Origin of the sequence: Flavobacterium rivuli WB 3.3-2 = DSM 21788 (genome assembly GCF_000378485.1) — a bacterium.
GTDB classification, from domain to species: Bacteria; Bacteroidota; Bacteroidia; order Flavobacteriales; family Flavobacteriaceae; genus Flavobacterium; species Flavobacterium rivuli.
In genome coordinates this window covers 297,296-318,311 of the sequence record NZ_KB899970.1, presented here as the reverse complement: position 1 = coordinate 318,311, position 21,016 = coordinate 297,296, and the positions used below count along the sequence as shown (strand labels likewise).

The 21,016-nt window shown below is 39.1% G+C and carries 17 protein-coding genes; 11 read left to right on the top strand and 6 right to left on the bottom strand.

The annotated features are described in order from the left end of the window. The first annotated feature begins 4 nt into the window (after nt 1–4). The 3 genes from F565_RS23095 (at nt 5) to F565_RS0112440 (ending at nt 1,810) form a co-directional block, all read left to right on the top strand. Nucleotides 5–367, top strand: coding sequence for an alpha/beta hydrolase (locus F565_RS23095; RefSeq protein WP_020213568.1), 363 nt, complete (start codon nt 5–7; stop codon nt 365–367). A 188-nt stretch (nt 368–555) separates the two neighbouring features. After that, complete coding sequence (locus F565_RS0112445; protein ID WP_169336025.1) at nt 556–1,317, top strand: abortive infection system antitoxin AbiGi family protein; 762 nt, start codon at nt 556–558, stop codon at nt 1,315–1,317. A gap of 22 nt (nt 1,318–1,339) precedes the next feature. After that, the gene (locus tag F565_RS0112440; RefSeq protein ID WP_020213566.1) at nt 1,340–1,810 is read left to right on the top strand and encodes a hypothetical protein; all 471 of its coding nucleotides are present in this window, start codon (nt 1,340–1,342) and stop codon (nt 1,808–1,810) included. A gap of 11 nt (nt 1,811–1,821) precedes the next feature. Here the strand turns inward: F565_RS0112440 and F565_RS0112435 are convergent, their stop codons facing one another. Together F565_RS0112435 and F565_RS0112430 are read right to left on the bottom strand one after the other, a co-directional pair. Further along, complete coding sequence (locus F565_RS0112435) at nt 1,822–3,384, bottom strand: NAD(P)/FAD-dependent oxidoreductase (protein ID WP_020213565.1); 1,563 nt, start codon at nt 3,382–3,384, stop codon at nt 1,822–1,824. Between the two features lie 265 nt (nt 3,385–3,649). Then, nucleotides 3,650–4,699, bottom strand: coding sequence for a DUF2891 domain-containing protein (locus F565_RS0112430; RefSeq protein WP_020213564.1), 1,050 nt, complete (start codon nt 4,697–4,699; stop codon nt 3,650–3,652). 133 nt (nt 4,700–4,832) lie between these two features. Here F565_RS0112430 and F565_RS0112425 point away from each other — a divergent pair, with 133 nt between their 5' ends. The 3 genes from F565_RS0112425 to F565_RS0112415 all read left to right on the top strand — a co-directional run bounded on the left by F565_RS0112425 (nt 4,833) and on the right by F565_RS0112415 (nt 7,139). Continuing rightward, a complete protein-coding gene (locus F565_RS0112425; protein WP_020213563.1) occupies nt 4,833–5,738 on the top strand; it encodes a helix-turn-helix domain-containing protein in 906 nt (301 codons plus the stop codon). Nucleotides 5,739–5,822: 84 nt separating this feature from the next. Next, nucleotides 5,823–6,722 (top strand): oxidoreductase, encoded by a 900-nt coding sequence (locus tag F565_RS0112420; RefSeq protein WP_020213562.1) that lies wholly within the window; start codon nt 5,823–5,825, stop codon nt 6,720–6,722. Between the two features lie 180 nt (nt 6,723–6,902). After that, on the top strand, nt 6,903–7,139 hold the full coding sequence (locus tag F565_RS0112415) for a hypothetical protein (protein ID WP_020213561.1): 237 nt from the start codon (nt 6,903–6,905) through the stop codon (nt 7,137–7,139). 121 nt (nt 7,140–7,260) lie between these two features. Here F565_RS0112415 and recQ read toward each other — a convergent pair whose 3' ends face one another. After that, entirely contained in the window at nt 7,261–9,456 is a 2,196-nt protein-coding gene (gene recQ / locus F565_RS0112410) for a DNA helicase RecQ (protein ID WP_020213560.1), read from the bottom strand. Nucleotides 9,457–9,544: 88 nt separating this feature from the next. Here recQ and F565_RS0112405 point away from each other — a divergent pair, with 88 nt between their 5' ends. From F565_RS0112405 to lptB, 4 genes are read left to right on the top strand one after another with little or no spacing between them, the layout of a single operon-like run. Next, nucleotides 9,545–10,510, top strand: a complete 966-nt coding sequence (locus tag F565_RS0112405; protein WP_020213559.1) for a KpsF/GutQ family sugar-phosphate isomerase — start codon at nt 9,545–9,547, stop codon at nt 10,508–10,510. 1 nt (nt 10,511) lies between these two features. Further along, complete coding sequence (gene tatC / locus F565_RS0112400) at nt 10,512–11,339, top strand: twin-arginine translocase subunit TatC (RefSeq protein WP_020213558.1); 828 nt, start codon at nt 10,512–10,514, stop codon at nt 11,337–11,339. Next, nucleotides 11,323–11,697: a carboxymuconolactone decarboxylase family protein gene (locus tag F565_RS0112395; RefSeq protein ID WP_020213557.1), complete on the top strand. Its 375-nt coding sequence runs from the start codon at nt 11,323–11,325 to the stop codon at nt 11,695–11,697. The genes tatC and F565_RS0112395 overlap by 17 nt, the downstream gene beginning before the upstream one ends. A gap of 9 nt (nt 11,698–11,706) precedes the next feature. Further along, nucleotides 11,707–12,495 carry an LPS export ABC transporter ATP-binding protein gene (gene lptB, locus F565_RS0112390; RefSeq protein WP_020213556.1) on the top strand — a complete coding sequence of 263 codons (789 nt, stop codon included), beginning with the start codon at nt 11,707–11,709 and terminating at the stop codon, nt 12,493–12,495. 70 nt (nt 12,496–12,565) lie between these two features. Here the strand turns inward: lptB and F565_RS22400 are convergent, their stop codons facing one another. Next, nucleotides 12,566–14,446, bottom strand: a complete 1,881-nt coding sequence (locus F565_RS22400) for an acyltransferase family protein (protein WP_020213555.1) — start codon at nt 14,444–14,446, stop codon at nt 12,566–12,568. 439 nt (nt 14,447–14,885) lie between these two features. On the opposite strand from F565_RS22400, the gene F565_RS21570 reads away from it, so the two are divergent. Further along, nucleotides 14,886–18,206, top strand: coding sequence for an NHL repeat-containing protein (locus F565_RS21570; RefSeq protein WP_020213554.1), 3,321 nt, complete (start codon nt 14,886–14,888; stop codon nt 18,204–18,206). Between the two features lie 8 nt (nt 18,207–18,214). Here F565_RS21570 and F565_RS22395 read toward each other — a convergent pair whose 3' ends face one another. After that, nucleotides 18,215–20,101 (bottom strand): acyltransferase family protein, encoded by a 1,887-nt coding sequence (locus F565_RS22395; RefSeq protein ID WP_020213553.1) that lies wholly within the window; start codon nt 20,099–20,101, stop codon nt 18,215–18,217. Between the two features lie 5 nt (nt 20,102–20,106). Next, nucleotides 20,107–21,015: a glycoside hydrolase family 25 protein gene (locus tag F565_RS0112370; RefSeq protein ID WP_020213552.1), complete on the bottom strand. Its 909-nt coding sequence runs from the start codon at nt 21,013–21,015 to the stop codon at nt 20,107–20,109. Nucleotide 21,016 lies beyond the last annotated feature (1 nt).

The window sequence follows — 21,016 nt, the reverse complement described above, 5'->3', positions numbered from 1 at the left end:
CCAAATGCAGCAAAAGTTTAGCTTTGATGCCAACCAGGTTTACCTGTGCGGTTTTAGCCAGGGCGGCATTGTGAGCTACAGCATTGCCCTTACCCACCCCGAACTTGTAAAGGGCATTGCCGTAATGAGTGGGAGGTTGCTGCCCGAAATTAAACCGTTTGCAGCCCCGGATGCCAAACTTAAAAAATTGGATATATTTATATCTCACGGCACTGCAGATAATGTGCTTACCATAGACTGGGCACACGCTGCCAGAGCTTATTTAAAAGAGCACGGCCTTACACCAGATTATCATGAATATGCCGGTGCCGGCCACGAAATAAATAAGGCCATGTTTGCCGATTTACTGGCATGGCTTAGCAAATAACTAACCCAAAGTTGTTTTGTGAGAATCCCTTTTGGACGAAAGTGTAAAGGGGATTTTTTGTTCTAAGTCCATATGATTTATATAAAAAAATCACATCATAACCTAAAGACTGTATGTAATATATACTTTCTAAAAAATTATATTCTTACAATTAAATGGTTAAATTAGCTGATAAACTAATAATAATCATGGGACTAAGTTCAAATTCAATCATACACTTTACAAAAAATTTTTCTTCACTGAAAGGTATCTTGGAGGGTAATTTCAAAATAAAATATTGCCGTGAGACAATACATTCAACACTAAAGAGCATTGATGTATTGATTCCAATGGTTTCATTTTGTGATATACCATTTTCACAAATATTAAACCATATTGACAGTTATGGTTCATATGGATTAGGTTTAAAAAAAACGTGGGCTGAAAAAAATGGGCTTAATCCCGTATTATATTTAGATAAAAGCTCTAGCCTCTCTAATAATATTTCGGTACATCTAATATCAAGGCTAATCGATGGAAAAAACAAAATAACTGACTTAGATGAAAATGAAAAAAGGACCTTAGATATTGTTAGATATATTAAGAATTACCAAGGTAATTTAGTTAGATTTAGAAAAAAAATAATTTTAAACTACAGATTTTCAGACGAAAGAGAATGGAGATACGTTTTAGACACAAGTCATGAATCCTTAATTTTCGGAAACATAATCAATTTTGATAATAATGAAAATAGAATTAAAAGTGCGAAAGCAAAAAATAATACAAAAATTGAAAATGAAAGATTAGCGTTTACTCCAGAAGATATCAGCTACATTATTGTAAAAGCGGAATCAGAAAGAGATGTTCTAATTAGATCATTAGAGCGAATTAAAGGAAAATATCCTCATGATGAAGTAAAAAGGTTAACTAGTAGAATTTTGTCAGTAGAACAACTTAAAACGGATTTTTAATTATTTCCTAACTAATAAATTAATGAATACTAATACTATAATTACATTACTATCTATATTTTTGCCTCTTATTGGAGCCGCAATCGGTTACCTTTTTAAATACAGCATTGAGAAGAAAAAAGAAATAACAAATGAGATAACGAAAGAGAGAAGAATACTTTATCAGCAATATGTCAATTTAGTTATAGATATATTTGCTGATTCAAAAATAGGCAAGGCTAAAACAACGGCTAACTTGATGAAAGAACTTTACGATTTTTATAAAAAATATGTCCTATATGCTTCTCCAAGCGTAATTAAAGCATTTTCTAACTATTTCCAACATATATATAAGCCTAACGAAAATGCCGATACTAAAAAGACGTTAGAATTTATGACCAAAATAATGGTAGAAATGAGAAAAGACCTTGGTCTGAAAAATGATGGTTTGGGCGGTAATGGAGAGATGTTAATGAGAGCTCTAATTACAGATTATGACACGATATGGAAATAGACTTGATTATTTTAAATCAAATCCGCACACTTCAGCGCACACTTCTCGCCATCAATGGCAGCCGAGATAATTCCGCCTGCATAACCGGCTCCTTCGCCACAAGGGTAAAGGCCTTTAATTTGTACATGCTCTAAAGTTTCAGGGTCGCGGGGAATACGTACCGGCGATGAGGTACGCGATTCGGGCGCATGTAGTATAGCCTCATTAGTAAGGTAACCACGCATAGATTTACCAAATTCGGTAAATCCTTCACGTAATATCTGCGTAAGGAAACCGGGGAAAACCCTGCCCAGTTCGGCGGGAGTGGTTCCGGGAACGTAAGACGTTTTAGGGATGTCTGCTGATACTTTGCTTTGGGTAAAATCTACCATGCGCTGTGCGGGTACCCGCTGGGTTTCGCCCCCTACATGCCATGCCTGCTGCTCGATGCTTTTCTGGAATTCCATTCCGGCCAAGGCACCAAATTTGGCAAACGGTTTAAAATCTTCCAGCTTAAGCTCTACCACAATACCGGAGTTTGCCGTTTCCTGGTCGCGTTTACTGGGGCTCCACCCATTAGTAACCACCTCACCGGGGCTGGTGGCACAGGGAGCAATTACACCGCCGGGACACATACAAAACGAATACATACCACGGCCGCCTACCTGCTTAACAATTGCATAAGGCGCGGGAGGTAAAAATTCGCCACGGCCGGTATTAAAATCGCAGCTGTACTGTATGCTGTCTATAAGGCTTTGCGGATGCTCTGCCCTAACGCCAAGCGCAAAAGGTTTTGCCTCTATAAATATCTTCTTGCGATCTAATAACTCAAAAATATCGCGTGCACTGTGGCCGGTTGCCAGTATTACTTTTTTTGCATTTATAGTATCGCTTTTTTGGGTTACCACGCCCTGCACTTCGCTATTTTTAACCAAAATATCTGTTACACGGGTATTGAACAATACCTGCCCGCCAAATTCGATTATCTTTTCGCGCATGGATGCAATGATCTTTGGCAATTTATTGGTACCAATATGCGGATGCGCTTCAACAAGAATATCATCGGCAGCGCCAAAAGCTACAAATAACTGAAGTATACGGTCTACATCGCCACGCTTTTTAGAGCGTGTATATAACTTACCGTCGCTGTAGGTTCCTGCCCCACCCTCGCCATAGCAGTAATTAGAATCTTCGTCTACAATATGGTCGCGGTTAATGGCCTTAAGGTCACGGCGGCGTTCCTGCACATCTTTGCCACGCTCTAAAACTATAGGTTTTATACCCAGCTCTATAAGTTGCAAAGCGGCAAACAATCCTGCCGGGCCTGCGCCAATAATTATTACCTCGGGCGCATTGGTTACATCCTTATAATCAGGTAGCGGCGTTGCTTTTTCTACATATTGTTCTTTATAATACACCCCAAGTTTAAGATTAACCTTAACCGATTTCTGGCGGGCATCTATAGAGCGTTTTATAATTGTAATATGGTTTATGTCTGCGGGTTTAACCTGCATAAGCTGGGCAACGTGCGCCGTTAGCAGTTCCTGCTGTGCGGCTATTTCGGGGGCTACCTGTATCTGGAGTTCTCTTAGCATGGCGCAAAAATAGTGATTATTTTTTTTGTTGCGATAGATCAATTTAACCACTAAGTGCACAAAGTGTTTTCACAAGGAACACCAGGATGGACGCTTTGCTTTTAAGGACACAAGTCTTAATGATTAATCCTCTCCCCAACCCCTCTCCGAAGGAAAGGGAAGCCGCTACACTCTTGCCGATTGCAAAATTATGAATTCATAGTATATGTTAAATACTAAGTCTAAATGAAGCTACTGCAAACTGAGACTGAACACTAAACACTTACTACTTTTCCTCAAATGCATGTAATGCAAAACTTGCCAGCCAGTGCTCGCCTTCGTAGTTACCATCTACAATAGCAGGCAACGAAAAGTTAAGGTGCGCATCGGCAAGGGTTCTAAGATGGCCTAATTGTTTAGGGTATTGTTTGGCAAGATGGTACAGGTTCCAGGCGCGGCTAAAGTTAAGCCCGTCAAGGTGCACGAGGTGTCCGTCGCTACGATCGGATACTTTGCCGGGTTCCCATTTATAGTTTTTACTAAATAGTGCCGGAGCAAAATCTTTAAGCCATTTCAGGAAATCTTTGTCGGGCATAACGCGTTGCATAATAGCGATCTCTTCAAGGCATGGCGACAGAAAGTCGGTACCGCTGGGTTCCCAGGCAAAAGGGCAGTCGGCATCATTTTTAAAAAGGCGCAGGGCATTATCGCGCAGGCTGTTTTGCAGGGCAACGTTGTTTGCATGCAGGGCATAATCCCATGCCAGGGCCATTCCAAAGGCAGTATTAGGGTGCGTACCCACACGCAACGGGTAGTTAAGCTTTGGCAAAAACTCTATGTAGCGCTGAATTACCAAAGCAGTAAGCGGTTGTAAATTAGCGGCCAGCTCTTTCGCAAACGGTTCTTTAGAAACTTCAAGTTCCAACTGAAGTTTAAGCACCCACGCCCAACCGTAAGTACGCTCAAAAGATTTTTCGTGGGCCTTAGTCATGTAAGCCACTTCCTGCTGTATGTTTTGCTTAGAAAGGTTAACTTTTAGCTTGTTGATTATTTCCTGCCTGTTATTTAAATCAGGAAAATGGTTTAGCAGATATACTAAACTCCAGTGCCCGTGTACGGACGAATGCCAGTCGAAACAGCCATAAAAAGCAGGGTGCAGTACTTTAGGCGCGGCAATCTCGGTAGAGTCTATAAGCATTTGCCCTAACTTGTTAGGATATTCCTGTTGCAGGCATTTAAGCGGAAGTTTGGCAAGGCCATTGGCACGGTCTAATGTTAGCTGTTGCGCAAAAGATATTGAGGTTGCGAACAGTGCTATCGCGATGAGGTTTTTCATTATGATGGGTTGTTGTTTTTCAAAAATAGAATATCTTTTTCTTTTATAGCAACAAAATTTACATTCTGCCCTACTTAGTCATAAAATGAAAAATCTTAAAAACCCAACCACTTGATTTTCGTACTTTTGCAATATGGCAGATTTTATAAATTTAAATAGTCTATATAAACAGTTACTGGGCGAATCTCCTTCAGAAAACAACGTGGGCATGGGGCATTTCAACATCATTAAAGTTGAAGACCTTGTAACCGAAGGCAAACCAAAGCATACCAGTTACAGCCGCCGCAGTTTTTTTAAAGTGAGCCTTGTAAATGGTGACTGCATTGTGCATTATGCCGACAGGAGTATTGTTGTAAATGGTTATGCCCTTGTATTTACTAATCCTGTTGTGCCTTATAAATGGGAAGTAATAAGCAAAAAACAACTGGGTTATGTATGTGTTTTTACCGAAGCATTATTTAACAGATATGCAGCTATTAAAGACTTCCCTGTTTTTAGCAGCCCGGATAAGGCTGTTGTATTACTCAACGCGGCACAGTATAAAAATTTCGAAAGCTTATTTATTAAAATGGAAAATGAGTTGCAAAGTGACTACACCTATAAGTATGATTTTTTACGGAATTTGCTAATGGAGGTTATTCACGAAGCACAAAAACTACAACCTGAAACAGGCATTGCAGTAAGTGCTTCTAACGCTTCTGAGCGTATAGCAACATTATTTACCGATCTTTTAGAGCGTCAGTTTACCATTGAAAGTATTGAAGATGTGGTACTGCTAAAATCACCATCCGATTTTGCAGGAAAACTAAACATGCACGTAAACCATTTAAATAAAGCGCTGAAACAGGCTACCGGACAAACCACATCGCAGCTTATAAGAGACCGCATAGTTCATGAAGCTAAGGTTTTACTTAAAACCACTAACTGGGCCATTGCAGAAATAGCCCGATGCCTGGGTTTTGAAGAGCCTAACCATTTCTCCATATTTTTTAAGGAGCATACTTTGCTTACCCCGGGAGCTTTCAGGAAAGAGAATTGATTGTATTGTATAGTTTTTGGTTTCGCACCCGTACCTCGTAACCAGTGTTCCCGTTTTAACTTTGTACCCTATAAATTTTATATTATGTGGACAAAAGAGAATATACCAGACCAATCAGGAAAAACAGTTATAGTTACAGGAGCCAATGCCGGTATAGGTTATGAAACAGCTTTGGCACTTTACGAAAAAGGAGCCAACGTGATTTTAGCCTGCCGTGATTTACAAAAAGCCAATGTAGCGGCAGAAGCTATACAAAAGATTGCGTCAAACGGAACGGTAGAAGTTTTACACCTTGACCTTTCCGATTTAAACTCAGTAAAAGAGGCCGCCGACACTTTTAAAAGTAACCATACACAACTTGATTTACTTATTGATAATGCAGGCGTTATGGTGCCACCGGCATCTAAAACGGCACAGGGCTTCGAACTTCAGTTTGGCACTAATGTATTAGGGCATTACGCATTTACAGGGCATTTATACCCGTTGCTAAAGGCCACGCCGCAATCGCGTATTGTTACCGTTAGCAGCCTTGTATACCGTTTGGGCAGCATAGATTACAGTAATCTTAAACTGGAAAAAGACTATGACCCCAACCGCGAATATGCGCAAAGTAAATTAGCCAACCTGTTTTTTACCAACGAACTACAACGCCGCATAGATAATGCAGGCGACAGCATACTTTCGGTTGCCTCGCACCCCGGTGTTACGCAGACTGATCTTGCCCGTAATATTAGTGGAGAAGAATTTGACAGTATTGTAGAAATATATGGCCCACTAATGCCGGCATGGCAGGGTGCCTTACCATCGCTTTTTGCAGCAATTAGTACCGATATAAATGGTAATGATTTTATAGGCCCCGACCAGGATGGCGGACTCCGTGGCTATCCTGCAAAAGCTGAATTATTACCTATAGCCCTTGATGAGGCTGAAGCCAAAAAATTATGGAATTTTGCAGAAGAAGCTACAGGCGTGGTGTATCCTTAAACCTATAAAACATGCTACTCTTTGAACCCATTTTGAGTGCCAATTTTATTCGCTATAGACATGATGCTTCTTCGAAGCTCAGTTATGTATGGAATTTAGGACATTAAACTTTGCCGCTTTGCGACTGTATTACTTTGCAACTCAAACTTTGTACCTTTGCAGCTTTGTAACTACAAAATTATGTCAAGAAAAATAAAATTGATCTGGGATTTCCGCGGACCGGCAGCAGCTAAAACAGCTGAGCACCATGAAATTCATTTAAAGGAATTTATTGTGATGGAAAAACTTCCGCTTAATATTACAGGGTTTACCATCCTTAACGATATGCATGCCATTGCTTATATGGTTGTAACTGATGAAAACATGATAGCCGTAAGGGATGCCTTGAAACCGCACAGGGGGGAGTTGTTTGAATAGTTTTCAGTCGCAGTCACAGTTTTCACCGCCCGTGAATAATTAAAAAAATCACGGTAACAATTATTAAACTGTTACCGCGATTTTTATTTTACTGTAAACTGAGAGTGAAACTGTAAAACTGCTAATTAGCTACTTCGCTAATAAACTTTATACGCATCAACCTTAGTTCTTCGGTATCATAGTCGCCATCAAATTCTTTAAGGGCGTCTTTAATACTATCAGACTCTGACCCCATGTAGAAATCATGTATCTCTTCCTGCTGGTCTTCGTCAAGTATATCGTCTATCCAATATTTAATGTTAAGCTTTGTACCGGAATAGACAATCTGTTCCATTTCCTTCATCAAGGCATCCATATCAAGGCCTTTAGCTTTTGCAATATCATTTAGCGAAAGCTTCCTGTCTATATTCTGGATGATGTATAATTTTAAGGCCGAGTTAGCTCCGGTAGTTTTAACCACAAGATCGTCAGGGCGCATAATATCGTTATCCTCTACATAACGCGCTATCAACTCTACAAACTCTTTACCATATTTTTTAGCTTTACCTTCGCCTACGCCATGTACACCGCTTAACTCCTCTATAGATACAGGATATTTAAGTGCCATATCATCAAGCGACGGATCCTGAAATACCACAAATGGTGGTACACCCAGCTTTTTAGCCACTTTTTTACGCAGGTCTTTAAGCATTGCATTAAGCGCTTCATCTGCCACTCCAGCCGATTTTGCTGCTGTAATAGTTGCCTCCTCGTCAGTTTCATTAAAGTCGTGGTCTTCGGTCATCATGAACGACTTAGGGTTGGCAATAAAAGCTTCGCCCGCAGGTGTAAGCTTTATAACCCCATACGTTTCTATATCTTTAGAGAGGTAACCTGCTACAAGCACCTGGCGCAAAAGAGCCATCCAGTGCTTTTCTTCAAACTCCTTACCTATTCCAAAAAATGTTTGTGCATCGGTACGGTGGGCTTTAATTACAGCGTTTACCTTACCGGTAAGTGTAAATAAAATCTCTTTGCTTTTATAGAGCATTTTGGTATCCCTAACCACTTTAAGCAGGGTAACCACATCGTCTTTTGCTTCTTTTTTCTTTTTAGGGTTACGGGTGTTATCGTCCATTTCATGGCCATCCCCGGTTTCCGCATCAAATTCCTCACCAAAATAGTGTAACAAAAACTTACGGCGGCTCATAGATGTTTCGGCGTATGCCACAACTTCCTGCAATAGTGCAAAACCTATCTCCTGTTCGGCTACAGGCTTGCCACTCATAAATTTCTCCAGCTTTTCTATGTCCTTATAAGCATAGTAGGCAAGACAGTGTCCTTCGCCACCATCGCGTCCAGCCCTACCTGTTTCCTGATAATAACTTTCGAGCGATTTAGGAATGTCATGGTGAATTACAAAACGAACATCGGGTTTATCTATACCCATACCAAAGGCAATGGTAGCAACCACCACATCTACATCTTCCATAAGGAACATGTCCTGGTGGCGTGCGCGGGTTTTAGCGTCGAGCCCTGCATGGTAAGGCACAGCACTAATGCCGTTTACCTGTAATACCTGTGCAATTTCCTCTACCTTTTTACGGCTTAGACAGTAAATAACGCCCGATTTACCTTTATGCTGGCGGATAAAACGTATAATATCCGACTCGACAGTTTTTGCCTTAGGGCGTATTTCGTAATACAGGTTGGGCCTGTTAAACGATGCCTTAAAGGTATTGGCATCGCTCATGTCGAGGTTTTTAAGTATATCTTCCTGTACCTTGGGTGTTGCCGTGGCGGTAAGGCCTATAATAGGTACATCGCCAAGATTACGGATTATGGTTCGCAGGTTACGGTACTCCGGACGGAAATCATGTCCCCACTCCGATATACAGTGTGCCTCGTCTATAGCCACAAAAGATACAGGCACCGTTTTTAAAAACGCGGTATACTCTTCTTTAGTAAGCGACTCGGGGGCAACGTAAAGCAGTTTGGTAAGTCCGGACGTAATGTCCTTTTTAACCTGGTTAATTTCTGTTTTGGTAAGCGATGAGTTTAGTACATGGGCTATTCCCGCTTCAGATGACAGGCTGCGTATAGCATCTACCTGGTTTTTCATGAGCGCGATTAGCGGGGAAACCACTATGGCTGTCCCTTCCAGCACTAAGGCAGGCAGCTGGTAACAAAGAGATTTACCGCCACCCGTAGGCATTATTACAAATGTGTTGTTGCCAGAGATGATGCTTTGAACCACACCTTCCTGAAGGCCCTTGAATTTGTTAAAACCAAAATATTTTTTTAACTCTTTATGTAAGTCAATTTCGGTCGATTTCATTATATCTTTATAGTAATTTACATAAATTTGCAGAACATAAAGATACAAAAATCTTTTACACCCGCAACTTTTTAAACAATTCGTAAGCTTGATCAATAACGAAGCAATACTGGCATCTGCCAAAAAAACCATACTTTCTGAAAGTGAGAGCATTGCTGCCCTCGTGCAGTACCTTGACGACGATTTTGCCAAAGCCGCACAAATTATTTATGAAAGCACCGGCCGCCTGATAATTACAGGCATAGGCAAAAGCGCACTTATTGCTGCAAAAATTGTAGCCACCCTAAATTCTACCGGAACCCCTGCCCTGTTTTTACATGCCGCCGAAGCCATTCATGGTGATCTGGGTATGGTGCAGCCCGGCGATGTGGTTATATGCATCTCTAAAAGCGGCAACAGCCCCGAGATTAAAGTACTGGCTCCGCTATTAAAACGCGACGGCAACATACTTATTGGCATTACAGCAAATAAAAGTTCCTTTTTAGGCAAGCAATCTAATTATGTACTTAATGCGTATGTAGACAGGGAAGCCGACCCGGATAACCTTGCCCCTACTAACAGCACTACGGCACAGCTGGTACTGGGCGATGCCCTTGCCGTTTGCCTAATGGAGATGCGCGGCTTTACAAGTAATGATTTTGCTAAATACCACCCCGGTGGCGCATTAGGAAAAAGATTACTTTTACGCGTAGGCGATATGCTCGATGGTACACATAAACCTGTGGTAGGGCCGTATAGCAGCGTTAAGCAGGCTATCATGGAAATATCTGAAAAAAGGCTTGGTGTTACCGCAGTGGTAGAGAATAATAAGGTTATAGGCATAATTACCGATGGCGATATAAGGCGCATGCTTAACGACCGCGACAACATAGCCGGTGTTACCGCTGCCGATGTAATGACTAAAAACCCAAAAACAATAACCAGTAAAGACATGGTAACCCATGCCTTTAACACAATGGAAAACTACGCTATAACGCAACTTGTAGTGGTAGACGACGGAGAATATAAGGGCGTATTGCACCTGCACGACATACTTAAAGAAGGGATACTGTAACATGGCAAAAAACAAAAAGGACGGCAGCGAAATGTCGTTTATGGATCATCTTGAAGAACTGCGCTGGCTGCTTGTACGCAGTACCATTGCCATATTAATAGGCGGATGTGTAGCTTTTACTTTTAGCAAATTTATATTTGAAGAAATAATATTTGCACCACAAAAATCAAGTTTTCTTACCTACCGCATTTTTTGCGAACTGGCTAATAAGTATGACCTCGATAAAAGTTTTTGTATTACAGAGATACCTTTTAAAATACAATCCCGTACTATGGACGGGCAGTTCTCTACAGATATATGGACATCTATAACAGCAGGCCTTATCCTTGCATTTCCTTTTATTTTATGGGAGTTCTGGAAGTTTATACGCCCGGCACTTTACGACAACGAGAAGAAAAATGCGATTGCTTTTATACTATCTACATCGCTTCTTTTCTTTTTGGGGGTGCTTTTTGGGTATTACCTTATTATGCCGCTGTCCATTAACTTTTTGGCAAACTACCAGATTAGTGAAGTGGTAGAGAACAATATTGACCTTGACTCCTACCTTAGCCTTGTAAAAACTACGGTAATATCATGCGGGCTGGTATTTGAAATGCCCATTATTATATTCTTCCTTGCCAAGCTGGGAATAGTATCGGCATCATTTTTGAGAACATACAGGCGTTATGCTTATGTAATTATACTAATTGTAGCCGCTGTTGTTACCCCACCCGATGTTGTGAGCCAGATGACAGTTACCATACCACTTATTATATTATTTGAGGCAAGTATACTTATTGCTGCCCGTATGAATAAGACACCTAAAATAGATGAAACCAATGGCTGATAATATAGTACAGGAATTTAACGACTACCGCCAGAAAATGAACGACAAGTTACTGGCAGACAACAACAAAGTTATTAAGCGTATTTTTAACCTGGACACCAATGCCTATATGGAGGGTGCGCTTGATGTTAAAACAAAAGAACTGCTTGGCCTTGTGGCATCGGCAGTATTGCGCTGCGACGACTGTGTAAAATACCATCTTGAAACCAGCCACAAAGAAGGCCTTACCAAAGCCGAGGTTATGGAGGCGCTGGGCATTGCAACCCTTGTGGGCGGCACCATAGTAATACCTCACCTGCGCCGTGCTTACGAATTTTGGGAAGCACTCGAAGAGCAGGCAGGCGAAACAACAATATAACAGAGTATTATGAAATTAAGGGCAGATAACCTTATCAAGACATATAAAGGCCGTAGCGTTGTAAAAGGCATATCGGTAGAGGTTAACCAGGGCGAAATTGTAGGTTTGCTGGGCCCTAACGGTGCCGGTAAAACCACATCGTTCTACATGATTGTAGGACTCGTTAAACCTAACAGCGGCAAGATATACCTTGACAATATGGAAATTACAGATTTCCCTATGTACAAGCGTGCCCAGAACGGTATTGGTTACCTTGCCCAGGAAGCATCGGTTTTCAGGAAACTGAGTATTGAAGATAATATACTTAGCGTACTACAACTTACTACCTTGTCTAAAAAAGAGCAGGAAGCTAAGATGGAAGCCCTTATAGACGAGTTTTCTTTGCAGCACATACGCACCAACCGCGGCGATTTATTATCGGGTGGTGAGCGTCGCCGTACAGAGATTGCCCGCGCCCTTGCTACAGATCCTAAGTTTATTCTTCTTGATGAACCATTTGCAGGGGTAGACCCTGTGGCTGTAGAGGATATTCAGCGTATTGTAGCACAACTTAAAGACAAAAACATAGGCATCCTTATTACCGACCATAACGTACAGGAAACCCTTGCCATTACAGACAAAACTTACCTGATGTTTGAAGGTGGAATCCTTAAGGCCGGTGTTCCGGAAGAATTGGTTCAGGACGAAATGGTGCGTAAAGTATACCTTGGCCAAAATTTTGAGCTCCGTAAAAAGAAAATCGATTTTCACTTACCTAAAGGCGCTTCGGCACAAGTACCGGAACAGGAAGAATTGTAAATTGACATTCATTATTATACAAAAAAGACAGGCAATCGCCTGTCTTTTTGTATAATAGTAAATAAACGGTTTATTTATTCACCTTATTTACAAAGTTTCTCCAAATCGGTTCTTTTATTATTCTTTCTATTAGGAGGTCGGCACCGTATTTGGTAACATGATCTCTATCATGCATGTACGTTTCATTTTTTGCAGACAACGGAGGAACACTATCGTTCCTAAGCACGTTAATGTATATATCTTTGAGATTAGACTTTAGGTAACTATTAAGTTGTAATCCATAATCAATTAAGTAAAATTTGACATCCACACCGTATTGGTTGTTTCTGGCTGCAATAGTAGGATAAGAAACGCTATAGCTTTCAGTCTGACCTATTACTACAGCTGGTATATTGTAATGTTTAAGATATGCAATAGATTCTTTTATACCGTAAAGAATACTATCCTGCTGAACCTCTTTTTGCCGTGTCCAATTTGCAGTTATAATAACACCATCTATCTTGCTTGCATTTTTTGGAATGAAATCTTTGTAAATATAATCCATCAATTCCCTTAAATTATTTTTTTTATCATAATAATTTTTTACCGTAGGCAAAGTACCGGGAGCGGTGGCCTGTAAGAAATTAATGTTATCGCGAGCAAAATTTTCACGTAAGGACTGCGATAATTGTGCTAAATGGCTATCGCCAATAAGTAAGATGTTTTTTTTTCCATTGGCAAAACACATACATTCTTTTTCGTCAAGAGACTTATAGGACGACACAAAACAAGTGCTTCCATATTGAATATAAAAAGGAGTCTGCTTAGTTTGTGCATTTTCTGCAATTACTATTGTTTTATCATCATAAAGCAGTCTATTTACATTAAAATGCGCCAAAGAAACCACCCCTACACATAATATTACTATACTGGCAAATATTGTTCTTTTACGTTCAAACTGTATAGACTCTATATATTTATAAGATAAATATCCTCCAATTAGAGAAAGCACGCAATACACAGCAGATGCTATTATTCCTGTTCCAAAACCATAATATTGCGCAATTGCATATATCGGCCAATGCCATAAGTATAATGAATACGAAATTTTACCAACAAACTGAAAACTTTTAAGCTTTACAATAATAAAGTCATTATAATTAGCTATGATAACAAAAAAAGTACCTATTACAGGAACTAATGTAAAATAACCTGGCCAAACAAATAACTCCGTAAAAGTAAAGAAGCCTACAAAAATAAGAAAGTAGCCAACAAGCGCTATGATTTTGCGCCACTTTATGTTTCTTACATTGCTTTCTAAAAAAAACGCGATACCACCAAAAAGCATTTCCCATGAACGGGTAGGCAACATATAGAAAGAAAAGTTACTTTTATATATAGACGCTACAATAGAAACTGCAAATAAAATCACAGTAAGTGCTATAAACATAGTCTTGAATATCAATTTCTTTTTAAATACTCTGTTTAAAAAAAGCAGGATAAAAGGATAAATTAAATAAAATTGCCATTCAACAGAAAGTGACCATGTATGTAAAAATAAATTTTCTTCAACACTTGGATTGAAATAAGAAGCAGGATTACGCCAATAATAAATGTTTGACAGAAACAAAATACTGGAAGCCGCATTTTTAAGATTTATTACAAAATCGTCCGGGAGATAAATGAAAAAGCAAATCGTTACAACTATAGCAATAAGAGTAAGCAAAGCAGGAACAATTCTAAAAAGCCGCTTTTCAAAATAATTAACAAATGAAAAACTACCTTTATCAATCTGATTGATTACAACACGACTCATTAAATAGCCAGAGATGACAAAAAAAACATCTACCCCGGAAAAGCCTCCCGTAAAAAATTTAAATTTAAAATGATAAAATACAACTCCAATTATTGCAATTGCCCTGAGTGCATTAATATCATACCTAAAAGAAGTTTTAGAATTACTTTGTAACATAGTGTTTATTATGAATTATATTAATTTCAAGGCTTAAAATTTACTATGGAATTAAAAAAAGAATTAAATAATATATGTCTGAATATAATTACACTATAATTTAAAGCATAAAGCCAAACTGGTTAACAAATTTATCTTTATATAATTCTCCTCATTAATGCCTATCAAATAATGATAAATTAATCGATTTATTGCGAGCCAAATATACAAAAGCTAGAGATTTTTCTTAACATATTATCAAAATTATTGCTACTATTTTCAATCAACACATTTAACATTATAAAAACACACATTTAATGATAATTTATTCTTTAAACCGTTAATTTATAGGATTTATCAACTAAATAAAACGTAATTTATCATCCTTTTATTCGTTTTATATTTTACACCAATTACATGTATTAGTGTTTTCTTTAAACATATAGCCGCCAGACAATTTATGACACATTTTAAAATTTTTACTTACAATAAACTTCTAAAAAACATTTTATATTTCGCTATAGGCTATTGCTTTATAATAGCTAATACTGCATTTGCTCAGGCGGAAAAAGATAAGGTAAGGGATAAATCGCAGATAGCAATACCCTTTACTTTAAAACGGGGCGGTTACGTAACTTTTGTTATAGACAACAAGGACGGCGAGCGGGTGCGCAACCTTATATCAGAAGTGTGGTTTGAATCCGGCGAAAATAAGGTGTACTGGGACGGGCTTGATGATCTTGGCAGAGATATAGATGCTGCAGCCCACGGTTTATATACCATACCCGGCAAATTTGTACAACCGGGAAATTATATTATGCGGGGTATAGTTCACTCTAAGATAACCCCTACTTATGAGTTTTCTTTATACAATGCTGGTACACCTGCATGGCATACTCCTACCGGTACGGGCGGATGGATGGCAAACCATTCTCCACCCCAGGCAGCATTATTTGTACCAGCAAACCAGTCTCCCACAGGAGAACCCGCAGTTTATCTTGGATCTTATGTAACCGAAGGTCCGGATGCCCTTATCTGGACAAACCTTGACGGGAAAAAACTGGGAGGCAAAAAATGGCTTGGGGGTATATGGACCGGTGCTCCTTATTTAGCAAGAGACACAGGCGATAAAGCAGATAAAAATATGTTTGCCTACGCCGCCTCTGTATGGTACCAGGATAAAGAGAGAAAAACATCTGAATTACGTATAACTGGTATTAATACAAAGAAGGATAAAGAAATATTAAAATATACATTAGGCAACAGAGATGTAAATTTAAACATAGAAAGTGAAATAAACGGGCTGGCAGTTTACAATAATAAAGGTGTTGTAAGTTTACAAAACCAACTAATAGTAATTGATCTTGAAAACGGCACTGTAATAAAAAAAATAAATATTGATTCGCCCAAAGGGCTTACATTTAACTCTAAAGGTCAATTGTTTGTAATCAGTGCTAAAAAGCTTTTACGCTACGACGATATTAACGCACCTGTTATAAAAGCTCCAAAAGCAATTATTACTAAAAATTTAGAGACACCTACAGGCATAGCTTTAGATACTAAAGAACATATTTATATAAGCGACGGCGGTAACAGCAATCAGGTGAAAATATTTAATGAAACCGGAACATTTATTCGCGCCATTGGGAAAGCAGGTAAGTCTATAGCAGGAAAATATGACCCATTACACATGAATAATCCTGCCGGAATAACCATAGACTCGAAGCAGCAGCTTTGGGTAGCAGAAAATGACTATCTACCAAAAAGGGTAAGTGTATGGTCTTTAAATGGCGATTTGATAACCGCTTTTTATGGGCCATCTAAATACGGCGGCGGTGGAACCGTAGATTATAAGGATAAAAATAAATTTTATTATGCCAATCGGGAAAAAGGAACAATGGAATTTAAAATTGACTGGAAGACTGGCGAAAATATAATTACCAATATATTATACAGGAACACTGATATATTTAAATTACCAAAGAGGATAGCCTCTCCTGAAACGGCGATTTACCATAACGAAAAAAGATTTTTCACAAATTGCTATAATTCTGAGCCTACTGCCGGTACTAACATTGCCTTTTTATTTACAGAAAGAAATGGTCAACTTTATCCTTATGTAGCTATGGGGGACGCCCTTTTTTGGGATGTTTTATTACAGGACAATTTCCTGCCGGCTTGGCCTGAAAGTTCACTAAATAAAAAAACTAAAAAACCGGATAAAATTGACAGCTTTTTTATGTGGATCGACCTTAATGCCGATGCACAGGTGCAGCCTGATGAAGTAACGATAACAACAGGTAAAGCTACAGGAGTAACCGTACAAAACGATCTTTCTTTTTGTTTATCTCTCAATAAGCAGGCTGTACAGTTTAAGCCTACCGAATATACCAAAGAAAACAACCCCATATATAAAATTGACACGTTTACAGTTCTTGTTAAAGATGTATCGGGTAAAGCATCATCCGGCGGTGACCAGATACTTACTGCCAAAGACGGATGGATGATAACTACACAAGGAATTGGCAACTACAGCAAATATTCCATATCAGGAGCTAAGGATGGCAAACCTTTATGGAGCTACCCTAATATGTGGCCGGGCCTGCATGCATCTCATTATGCACCCCTACCCGATTTTTCGGGAGAGCTTATAGGCACTACCCGTTTGCTGGGTGGCCTTTTTAATACTAATCAAAAAGATGGCAGGGATGCATTATGGGCTGTTAACAGCAATCATGGTATGGTTTATATATTTACTGCCGACGGACTTTTTGTTACCACATTGTTTAAACCCATGCGGGCAGGTATGAAATGGAACATTGAAAAACCTGTACGTGGTATGGATCTTGACAGCCTCACATTATCTGAAGAGAACTTTTGGCCTACAATTGTACAGACCAATGATGGCAATGTATATCTACAGGACGGAGCCCGCAGTAGCTTAGTTCAAATAAATGGTTTACAAACTATTGAGAGACTACAATCTATACCAATTACAATTAGCCAAAAAGACATTAACAAGAGTAACGACTACCTTAATAATGCTAAAACCTTAAGCTCTACAACAAGCAGCACTATACTTAAGATTGCTACTAACAAAGAAATTAAAGTAGACGGAAATCCAGAGGAATGGGGAACTGCGAGCTGGGCAGACATTGATAAAAGAGGCGTAAAAGCAAATTTTAATTCCAGCAATAAACCTTATAACATAACAGCAGCGGTAGCTGTAAATTCCGGAAAAATGTATTTTGCATTTCGTACCGGCGATAGTAAATTACTTAAAAACACAGGCGAGTTTGACTACGCACCTTTTAAAACCGGCGGAGCACTGGATATTATGATAGGTACTAACCCTAATGCCAATGCTAAAAGAACGCAGGCAACCGAAGGCGATATACGATTTTTAGTTACTATTATAAATAACAAACCTTATGCCCTGTTATATAAGCAGGTAGTTGCCGGAACAAAACAGGCAGACAGAGTACCATTTTCTTCTCCGCAGCGCACCATAACGTTTGATAAAGTAGAAAACGTTAGTTCGCAAATACAATTCGCGGCCTCTAAAGATGGCGATTATGAAATTTCTATACCGCTGTCTGTTTTAAAATTAAGCCCAAAAGCAGGTATGACCATAAAAGGTGACTTGGGCATATTGAGGGGAGATGGCGAACAAACAATAGCACGGACATACTGGAGCAATAAAGCTACAAGCATAATATCTGACATACCCTCTGAAGCAGAGCTTACCCCCGCGGCCTGGGGTATATGGAAATTTGAGTAATAATCGTTCTATTGTAAGTCAGTAATAAATCTTTTCCAGGCCGCATCTTTCTTAATTTTTGCCACAATTAAGTCGGCACCATATTTAGTAACATGATCTTTATCGCGCATATAGGTCACATTTTTATGAGATAATGGTGGTACAGAATGTTCATTGAGAACATTAACATAAACACCTTTTAAATTATCCTTTAAAAAACTATTTATCTTTAATGTATAGCCATCTAAATAAAACTGATGGTTATTGGAACCATACTTATAGCTACGGGCAGCTACCGTGGGGTATGGCACAGAGTAACGCTCTGTCTGGCCAATTATTACCACGGGTATATTGTACCGCTTTATATAAACTACGGCTTCTTTAATACCATATAAAATGCTGTCCCGGTCCACTACCCGCTGGCCGGCCCAGTTTGCGCTAATTATAACTCCATCTATCCTGCCTGCATTTTTTGGTATAAAATCGTGATAGGTAAAATCCATCAGTTCGCGAAGATTATTTTTTTTATTGTAATAGCTTTTTATAGTGGGCAGTGTAGCCGGAGCCGTTGCCTGTAAAAAATGCAAATTGTCTTTAGCTAAACCTTCCCGCAACGATTGCGAAAGTTGCGCTAAATGGCTATCACCAATAAGCAGTATGTTTTTCTTACCGGCTTCAAAACACAGGCAGGGTTTATTTTTATAAATACGCATAGACTCTGCAAAGCAGGTGTCTTTACGGTACTGATTATAAAAGTGCTTTTGCTTTATCCCGATATTATTAGCAATTAAAAGTGTTTTATTACTATAAAGTAATCTATTTGCATTAAAATAATCTGCTGCAAAAACACCTGTAAACAATACAGCTACACCCAGCACTACTACCCTTTTACGGTTAAACTGTACAGATTCTACATATTTGTAAGACACATACGCTAAACCACCCGAGAGGATGCTATATACCACAACCGCCACCACTCCGGTACCTAACCCGTAGTATTGAGATATAACATAAACCGGCCAGTGCCACAGGTACAGCGAGTAGGATATTTTGCCAATAAACTGAAGGCTGCTTTGCCTGACAAGCATAAAATTACTGTAGTTAGCTATAATAACAAAAAAAGCCCCCGTTACTGGTATTAGCGTATAAAATCCCGGCCAAAGCAAGGATTCGTTCAGTATAAAAAAGCCGGATAAAATAAGCAAGTATCCTGTAATGGCTAAAGTTTTTTGCCCTGTACTATTTTTAATTTTACCCTCGGCAAAAAACGCAACCCCACCCAAGAGCATTTCCCAGGCACGGGTAGGCAGCATGTAAAAGGAAAAACTACTGTTGTAAAAGTTAGATGTAGCTACAGAGCCGGCAAAAAATATAATTGTGAAGATTATAAATGCAGTACTAAATGTGCTCCTGTTTTTAAACAGTTTATCAAACAGTAACAAAATAAAGGGGTACACAAGATAAAATTGCCATTCCACCGATAGCGACCATGTATGTAAAAACAAATTAGTATCTGCCGAAGCATCAAAATAAGAGGGAGAATTGTGCCAATAAAAAATATTCGAAAGGAAAAGAATGCTGGATTCGGCATTTTGCAGGTTTGCTTTATAATCATAAGGCAGGTAGGTAAAAAAACAAATTACAGCAACTGTTGCAACCATAAAAAGCAAGGCAGGCACAATCCTGTACAACCGTTTTTCGAAGTAGTTACCAAAAGAAAATGTTCCTTTATTAATCTGGCCAAGAATAACGCGGCTCATTAAATATCCAGATATTACAAAAAACACATCTACCCCGGCAAACCCGCCTTCAAAAAAATTCACTTTAAAGTGGTATAGCACTACCCCAATTATTGCTATTGCCCTGAGTACAATTATATCGTACCTGAAAGATGATTTAAAGGCATTTTGCAGCATGATATTTATTTAATCAGTAGTTCGTTTAGCTCCGGTAATGTTCCGTTATAAATATTAACATCTACATTGCCATCTATACCTTTAACAGCACCTTTATCTGTAAATTGCCAAAAAAGCCATTCGTCCCGAATTTTATCTTCAAAAAAACTGTAGTTAGCTATCCATAGGTTATAGCCTTCAAATTCTTCTTTCAGAAAGTCAGTATAAAAACTTTCGCCGCTATAAATAATAGGTTTAACCCCGTAATGATTTTCAACAACCGTAAGCCAGCGCTTAAGTCCGCTCTTTAGGCTGTCCAGGCTTTGCCTGCCCGATATCCTTTCTATATCCAGAACGGGCGGAAGGTCGCCTTTACTAAGCTTAACCATATTAATAAAGTTTTCTGCCTGTTTTACAGAGTTTTCATCAGGCCGGTAGTAATGGTAGGCACCACGTAAAAAACCACTTTGTTTAGCCTTTATCCAGTTATCTTTAAAGCGGGTATCATCATCTACCCCCGTAGTAGAGCGAATAAACATAAAATCGAGTGGAAATTCTCCCTTAATGCGTTCTATACTATCCCATTTCACGTAGCCCTGATAGTGAGATATATCTAACCCAAAAATTTTATCCTTATGGCGGCTTATGATTTCGTAGTTACGAACATCGGCAATTTTGCGCTCTTCCTTAGTAAGGTTCTCAATATGCTTATTGGTTTTAAAACCCAAATAGTATAAAAAACCATGGCGGTACTGGTAACCGGCTGCAAGAATAAATGCCGATAGCAGCAACAGGAAAGAATACTTAAGTATTTTGCCGGGGGTAATTTTAGACGGTGCCTTTTTTTTCACACTTTTGCGAACCCCTTTTCTATGAACGGTGGCAGCAGCATGAATGGGAGACGGCTTTTTTTTAGGTGGCGGCGTGCGCTTCATA